Here is a 7,773-nt window from a genome sequence, read left to right as displayed (position 1 = left end):
TCACCAACCACGCCAACTTCGAAGCCCGCGGCATCCTCGCCACCTAACCTGATGCCACCGATCCCAGCAGCCCCATCCCACAAAAACGCGAAGGCTCGATCTTGTTATAGCGATTTCCTCACTTTCGGCGAACGACATCGCGTACTGTTGGCCAACTTTCGAGAGGGACACACCGTTGAGAATCGAACGACGTCGATGGATTGCCGCCCAGCTCTCAGCTCCTATGGCTCTACCCGCTGCGGCTTGGACATATTCCAAGAGGGCGTTCCGGGACGGCGCGGGGCCGTGGCCTGAGTTTGACTGTCCGGGCGGGTGTGGCTATCGCAGTCAGCTCCGATGCCACTGCGCAGCCGGACATCGACAGCGCAAACACGCTCGCAGGCATGGCCGGCACAAACTCTCCGAATCGCGCCGGCCCTCACCCTGGCGTAAGTCGGCAAACCAGCGTGAACGGCTCTGGGCCGCGGCAAGCACATACACCGTGGGCGTGACCGCAGCCGTGCCCGATGCCAAGGCCGCACCATGACGGGCATCGTCCAGCCGAACCGTCGGCTCACTGCACGGCTCGTCGGACTTCACGTCAGCGGCGGTACCCCAGCAGACGCCAGCATCGCAGAGAAGTGCATCGGCGCAAGCCACAAGGCCACCTCCAGCTCCTTCATACGACACAGCCAACCCGAAAGAAAATCGTGAAGTCAATCGCGAAACTCCTTCCGCTACTGTTCCTGGCTGGATGCGCTGCAGCCGGGGCAGACACCGAGATAAAGCCCAACTCCGTAGCGGGACTCATTGACAACACTGAATGTGAATTAGTCATGCATCCACGATCGACTACTAATCTGGTACTAGAGGTCAGGTTTGACTATACGGCCCGGAGCGACGAAACCAAGGACCGCAAATTCAGGATCAGCACTTGGATATCGAAGAACCATAAGTGGTCCAGCGAGAAGAAACTCAATATCACTGATTCTAGCAACATGGACCTTGGCGAACTCCAAGCATACGTAGTACAAACTAAGCACATCGTCAGAGCAGGTGCCCAAGCAACGCAGGGTCACGGGTATAAGTGCAAGGTCAGTTTGAGATAGCGCATCGGATAGCACAACTGGTCTGCGGTAGTGGTGCCTAACGTTAGACATCTGTGCGGGCCGGCGCCGAGGTCACGATGATTTACCGAACCGACTTTGAATTCCTACCGGAACGCCCATTACCTGACTGTCGCGTAGCCAACAGCACACGCCCTCCCGATATCAGAGCCGTCCTTAAAGTCAGATCACGGACGAAGTCAACAAATCACGTGTCACACATACCAGGGCCGTCGACAACCATTGTGGCATACGGTATTCGCGGGGCCGAAACCCAGTCTCGCTCGCTATCGGTCGAGTCGTTTTTTCGGACCAGATCGCGCGCCGCCGATAGTTATTTCAACAACGCTCCAGACCAGTCTCACCGTTTCAGACATGGCACCCCTATGTGTACTAGCTTCTGCTCAGCACTCGAGATTGTAGCCGGGAACAATTTAGTGATAGACGGAATTGAGAGTCCTGCAGCAAGAGTTCCCTTTGAGTAGAAACTGTGCAACAAGAACGAGAAGAAGCCCGTCGGTGACACGCCCGCACTAACAGGTATCCTGCAAGCATCATACTGTCCCAATGTTAGATGCGAAACTGGATGTAGCACACTTACTGGGACCCCTGGTCGAGCGTCGAAGTCAAAGCGTAAGGGCACCGTAACGGTCGATTTGGAAATTACATCAGCGTAGATCCGCTCCTGCTCATATAGGCCAGGGTCATTTTGAAATTCCATGAGATCAGGCGAAGGAAAATACGCCAACCGATGCCGCAGCAGTACAGAATCTCGAAACTCATATATTAGTTGTATTAGCGCACCATCCAACATCCGAACGTTGAACGAGCGAGATTCACGCAAAGATTCATAGAGTTCCACATAGGGCACGTCCTTTAACGACGAACCTAGGTAGTTAATGCCAGATATGCTTACCAACCAATCTGTACTTCCCTGTTGTTTTTCGTACGCGTTGTTCTGATCATCGGCGAGACCACTCTTGATCAGGGAAGCTACTAGGCGGTTAATCTCGCCCACCACACGTCGAGACAGTCTTGTCACGTTAGTTGGTGCGGCGCGCCTCGTCGAGAAGATCCAAGAGCTGTTGGCGCTGTCGGCTTGAAATATCCTCGAGCCTCAACATTCCCTCATCGAGGTTCTTGATGAGATCGGCGACCGCCTTGCGACCTGTATCTCGGCTTATCTCTTCCTCATGCGACATGTCGCGATGAACTACCTTTAGCTGCGCTAACTGTTCATTTGTCGGATACCCGAACGCAAGTGCGAAATCCTCGTTGCAAACGCGGGTATATTCCTCCATCAAAGATTCCATGCCGGATCCAACTCCCGATACCCTTAGCCACGCGGTACTACGTGTGATCGCGGTAAATAGACGGTTGCGCATTCGTGCGAGATTTGCTGTTGCATAGTATGACTGATCGGCATTGACCACATACACCATGGCAGCTTCGTTACCTTTTGCCCGATAGATTCCGGTGCATGTGACAGATTCCTCTTGCCGAAATTCGTCGGAATCGGTATCGACGCCTGCAATGTGGCTTCGAATTCCAAGGTCGTGAAGTCGCGCCCGAATGCGCCCTAGTCGACGTCTTGCTGTAATAGGATCAGTGTTGATGATCATGATGTCAGCATGACGCAGACCATCAACGACTAAGTTCACCTTGATTTGCTCAGCGACCCATATGGCCTGCCGTGATTCGTCACCAAAACGCTCAAACCGAATCATGTCGTCCAACTTGGAGTGATTTTCGAGAAACAGAGGGCTCGTCGTTGGATTCCGTTCAAGCCTTACTAGTTCGCCCGCTGAAATGGTTCCCCCCACCGCCTCATAGCCGACATCCGCCCAAAGTTCCGACCTATCAAACATTTGCACCAGCCCGGTGTCCTCATCGAGTGGGTCTCGATATATCCCGAATCCGAGCGCGTGTGCGGCCACAAGAATGGGACGCGGATTCCGATAGCACACACCCAAAATGATGTCGCGTTTAGCCGACTCTTCGCTCTCCTGCTCGAAGCTAACTCTTACTCTTCCGTTATCATCAGTGCCAAAGATGTCCGCTGCAGTTGGCAAACCCTCATTGGTTAGATTTTGGAGCTCGTCATAGGCGTACACGAGTCGTTTCGGTGGCTTCAGGAACTGATAGCAGAGTCGCAAGAATTCGGGCGGCAGGTCTTGCGCTTCATCTACGAGTATCACATCATATGTTTCAGTTGACAACTCGACTTCATCTAATGCAGCTGTTACCGCCCCCACGAACGCGTTGTCGTATCCAAATCGATTCCTAGCACTCTGAAAGTCAAGGTAGTCAAGGCCATTTGTGCGGCAGAATTCATAGTAGATGCCATCACGGGATGTGTTTCCTGGGGCACCCCACGAATTGACAACCCGGATCTGGCTCCAATCCGGTTCTTCACCTGTCTGCTCAAGAACGAAGTTATGAATCAACCGCGTGTAGAAGCCCTTCAGAGAACGAGTGTGAAATGTTACAGCTATGCGCCAATCCGGGTTTCGGGCGTGGAGATATGCAGCCTTAAGTGCAAGAACAATAGTCTTGCCAGACCCGGCGAGGCCACGAATTCGCTGAACTCCTTCGACCGTCTCGATGACTGCTGTGCCTTGGCTACGGTCTAGAGTTGCAATCGAATTCTCGAGCGCCTCAAGTCGCTGCGCACGAGGTCCATCAGTAGGGTTGCGCCTTGCACCTGCAGGCCGGCGAATAGTTGTAATGTTTTGTAGAGCCGAGAGCGCATGGCGGTAAACGGATTCGTTTGCGCGTTTCCACTTCAACTTCGTCAAGTACTCGTCGATATTCGAGCGATTGAGAAGTGGATGCTCTCCCTCGAGTTTCCCTTCTGTTACAGCCGGTGCAAAGGTAGCTGTTGAGATTGGAATACTCAGCTTTCGTTCAGCTATCAAGTCCCTATGGCGCAAGAGGCGAGCGGTAAGTGCACTGTATGCGTCATCTTGTCGCCTTTCAAGATCACCTGTATCGACACCCTCGATGAGGTCGAAGCAGATCAACCCCATGGAAGGAGACACAAGAAGCGCGTCAATGAATATCGGACCATCTGTAGAGGCCATCACCGGATAACCGACGAAGAGCTGTCCAGCGCGCGGTTCCCGATGCAGCGCCTCGATGAGCGCTTCTGATGCAACGGGCTTCGTGCTCGTTCCGCGGATTATGTCGAGCGTCTTGGCGTTCACGCGTCTGTGCTCCTAGCTGTCACGAGCGCCGGTGAAGTGATCCGGGGACCTGGCGACAGTCTTGCAGAACTGTGACCGAACTCACTCTGAATTTGCCTGGACGCTCTCCACCTTCGCTCGGAACGCGAATCCGACTGGACAGCTACGCACGATGTGGCACTGACTGAGCCCCGCTCATCAGGTAGGTGGCAGCCTCGGTGAGGGCTTGGTCGGCCTCTGGCAGGTCGTGGTAGTGCCAGGTGTGCCAGAGGTGCTCCCACAATTGGAGCGTGACGCTGGTGCCCACGGCCGCGGCGCGAGCTTGCATCTCGACCGCCTGAGAGGCGAGCGGCTCATCGGCGGCCGCTTGGACGAGCACCGCAGGCAACCCGCTGAGATCGGCCCGCAGCGGAGACAGGCGAGGGTCAGCAGGGTCGGCATCGGCGGCGTAGCAGTCGATGAGGCGGCTTCCCTCGTCATCGACGAGAGAACTGCCGGGCACCGCAGCGTGGTCGAGCAACGGACTGAACAGCGCGACCGCTGCTGGCTGAGAGCCTCGAGCGGTGGCCGTCACAGCGGCGCCGAGCGCGAGCGCTCCCCCGGATGAGTCGCCTGCGAGCGCCACGGGGGTGTCGTCGCCTGCGAGCGCGAGGTACACGGCCAAGACATCGTCGAGGGCTGCCGGGAACGGATGCTCCGGCGGTTGGCGATAGTCCACCGACATCACACGCAGACCGCTGGCCGCGAGACGCGCTGTGATCGGGATTGCAACCGCCGCGCTGCCCAGCACGTAGCCGCCGCCGTGTGCATAGACCATCATCGGTGCACCTGCATCCGGCGGCGGACCCGCAACCAGGCATGCCACGCCGCCGATCACCTCCCGCCGGTGCGGCACATGCGGATCGTCGTCTTCGCCCCAGAGTGCATTGGTCTCGGCTCGCCAGCGCGCCACCGCCGCGTGGTCGGAGAGATCGGGCATCGTGATCGGCACCGATGGCTTGCGTCGCGCCTTGTAGGCCTCAGCCTCTGACGACAGGCGGTGCCGACGGATGACTGGCGCAGCGTCTGTGCTCACGCTGACCAGGCGATGGAGCCGGCGCAGCGGTATAGATGCGGTGCCGGTCTAGATCTCGTGCTCATGGGCAGTGACGGAGGCCACAGCTTGCGAGCTGTAGGCCATCGGGATCAGCTCGCAGGCCAGCCAGGCCTGCCGCTGGTCGAGGTCGTGGCCGCTGCCGCGTACGCCCGACACGCCATGGGGAACCACCCAGCCGGAGCTGTCCCAGTCACCGAGGTCGAATGCGTACCGGGCGACGGAGCCGTGAATGGCTCGCTCGCCGGTCTCTGGCGCGGTGCCGCCCTGGCGGACCGTGTCACCGTCGCCGGCGCAGCCGTCGATCGGCGGGTGCAAGTCCCGTGCCGCGGCGAGTGCCGAGGCGAGCGGGTGCGGCGAGCCCATGCGGTGCACCCGTCCCCACGTCCATTCGCGGGGGTCGTCGCCGAGGCGCTGCGACAGCTCGGCTGCGGTCTCGTCCACGCAGGCGCTGATCGCCATCCGACGTCCGATGGGATTGTCCAGCCCCGGCACGACGTCGAGATTCCGCTCACAGAGCATGCGCGTGGCGGCACCCGCCGCCATGCGGCTGGCCTCGGCGGCAGGGGGCCATCCGGCAGCGCCGAGCTCGGCGCCGGCGATGCCGAGCCGCTCGACAATCGCCTCGATAAGCCGGCGCTTGACGACCGCGTAGATGGTTGCCGGAGCCGAATCGGCGGTCGTGCGCTGATCCCATGCGGCCAGCATGTCCAGCAATCCATGGGACAGCTCATGGCCGCACTCCACGGCGTATTCCGTGATCAAGCCGAGCACCTTCGGGGCTACCAGCGAAGTGACGTCACCGTGCACCGCACTCATGTCGGCCGCTGTGGCGCTGGTCATCGGCATCAGCAGCTCGCAGATGCGGTCATGACGGCTGGGGCCGGCGAAGTCGAGCGAGATGTAGGGGCCGCCGTCGGCGGTTCGGTTGTTGGCCGTCACCAGGAAGCCACGCTCGGGATCGGTCCATGCAGGAAGGTCCTCGAACGGCACCGGCTCGAGTCCATCCCAGGCGAATTCGTCGGTTCCGGGCACCGGCGTCCAGCGGCTGGCCGCAGAGCGCTCGATGACGCGCCCACGGATCTTGAACGCGATCGAACCTGCCCGGTCGGCGGCCAGCAGGTTGTTGACCGGCAGCACCCACCGCCGGACTGCCTCGATCAGCTCGGCCGTCGCGCCTGCGACCAGCATCGGCCAGAGGGCGTCCAGCGTCGTGTCGGCGCCGAACATGCCGGTCCACTGCATCGAGAGCGCGACGCCGTCGGCAGGGTCGCCGAGCACCACCGGACCCCGCGGTGTGGAACCGCAGAGCACCTCGACGGTGCCTTCGCCACGGATCTCCAGCGTCTCGTGGCGCCAGTCAACGGTCGTGCCGTCCGCCAGCCGCCACGAGCCAGCGCCCGCTGCGAAGCGCTCGACGAACACATCGGTGTCGTCGCACATGCCATGGGTGATGCCCCAGGCCACTTCGGCGTTGTGGCCGAAATGCGGGAAACCCGGAACGCCGGGGAAGCCCATCCCGATCGCATCGAACTCGTCGCAGCGGAGGTGGCACTGGTGGTACACGTTCGGGAACTCGATGCCGCGGTGTGGGTCGCCAGCCAGCAGCGGCTTTCCGCTGGCGGTGCGCTCACCGCTGAGCGTCCACGAGTTGGAGGCGCCGTCGGAGTCCATCGCGGCCGCCAGCGCCGCCATGTCGGCTGCGCACGCATCGAGCACGCTCGCTGCATCAGCCAGCAAATCGGGTCGCGGGCCGTCTCCGGGCACCATCGCCGCATCGGCCTCGATGTCGCCGACCGTGGCCATCACAGCTTCAGGGCCGGCTTGGGCCATGATCCGCCCCCGCCACAGCTTGCGGGTGAGGGTTCCCATGAAGATGTGGCGCAGCTTGTACACCGCAACGCAGTGCCACGGTTCCCATGGTTCCGGCGGGGCTGGGTGATGCTCGAATTCAGCCGGGAGCGCGTCCTCGTGTGTAGCGAGCCATCGGTTCACGCCCCGCGCATAGGCCTCGCACATCGCCTGGGCACGCGTCTCCAGCGCCCAGTAGTCGGCTTGGGCAATCGTGGCCATGCCGAGCCGGCGGAAGAAGGCATCCTCCCGGGCACCGGCCATCCCGACCACCTCAGCCCAGCGCCCCAGCGCCCGGCGCCGGTCCCACTCCATCTGCCAGATCCGATCGTCGGCCGCCACCCAGCCCTGCGCCTCGAACGCAGCCTCGGCCGACGGCGCCTCAGCATGGGCGATGCCCCACCGGTCACGCCGGACCGTCACGCCCAGAGCGCCAACGGCGCCGCTGCCAGGACCATCGCTCTGTGCCATGCCGGTCACGCTAGAAGGCCGAAGGCCACGCGTGGCCAGTCCCACGCGATCGATCGCTTGCAGCGCGAGCGCATGCGCGTGCCGGATG

At 60.6% G+C, this 7,773-nt stretch carries 4 protein-coding genes; all 4 read right to left on the bottom strand.

What is annotated here, in order from left to right:
* Positions 1 to 1,446 precede the first annotated feature (1,446 nt).
* The 4 genes from VI480_RS15655 to VI480_RS09155 all read right to left on the bottom strand — a co-directional run bounded on the left by VI480_RS15655 (position 1,447) and on the right by VI480_RS09155 (position 7,685).
* On the bottom strand, positions 1,447 to 2,103 hold the full coding sequence (locus tag VI480_RS15655) for a DUF2290 domain-containing protein (protein WP_416246669.1): 657 nt from the start codon (positions 2,101 to 2,103) through the stop codon (positions 1,447 to 1,449).
* A 25-nt stretch (positions 2,104 to 2,128) separates the two neighbouring features.
* Complete coding sequence (locus VI480_RS09165) at positions 2,129 to 4,291, bottom strand: DEAD/DEAH box helicase (RefSeq protein ID WP_323672527.1); 2,163 nt, start codon at positions 4,289 to 4,291, stop codon at positions 2,129 to 2,131.
* 142 nt (positions 4,292 to 4,433) lie between these two features.
* Complete coding sequence (locus VI480_RS09160; protein ID WP_323672526.1) at positions 4,434 to 5,345, bottom strand: alpha/beta hydrolase; 912 nt, start codon at positions 5,343 to 5,345, stop codon at positions 4,434 to 4,436.
* A 48-nt stretch (positions 5,346 to 5,393) separates the two neighbouring features.
* The gene (locus VI480_RS09155; protein WP_323672525.1) at positions 5,394 to 7,685 is read right to left on the bottom strand and encodes a penicillin acylase family protein; all 2,292 of its coding nucleotides are present in this window, start codon (positions 7,683 to 7,685) and stop codon (positions 5,394 to 5,396) included.
* Between the last annotated feature and the right edge of the window lie 88 nt (positions 7,686 to 7,773).

Source organism: Candidatus Poriferisodalis multihospitum, assembly GCF_028283155.1.
GTDB classification, from domain to species: domain Bacteria; phylum Actinomycetota; class Acidimicrobiia; order Acidimicrobiales; family Poriferisodalaceae; genus Poriferisodalis; species Poriferisodalis multihospitum.
Note: the sequence above shows the minus strand (reverse complement) of the source record. Positions and strands in the feature narration are given on the sequence as shown.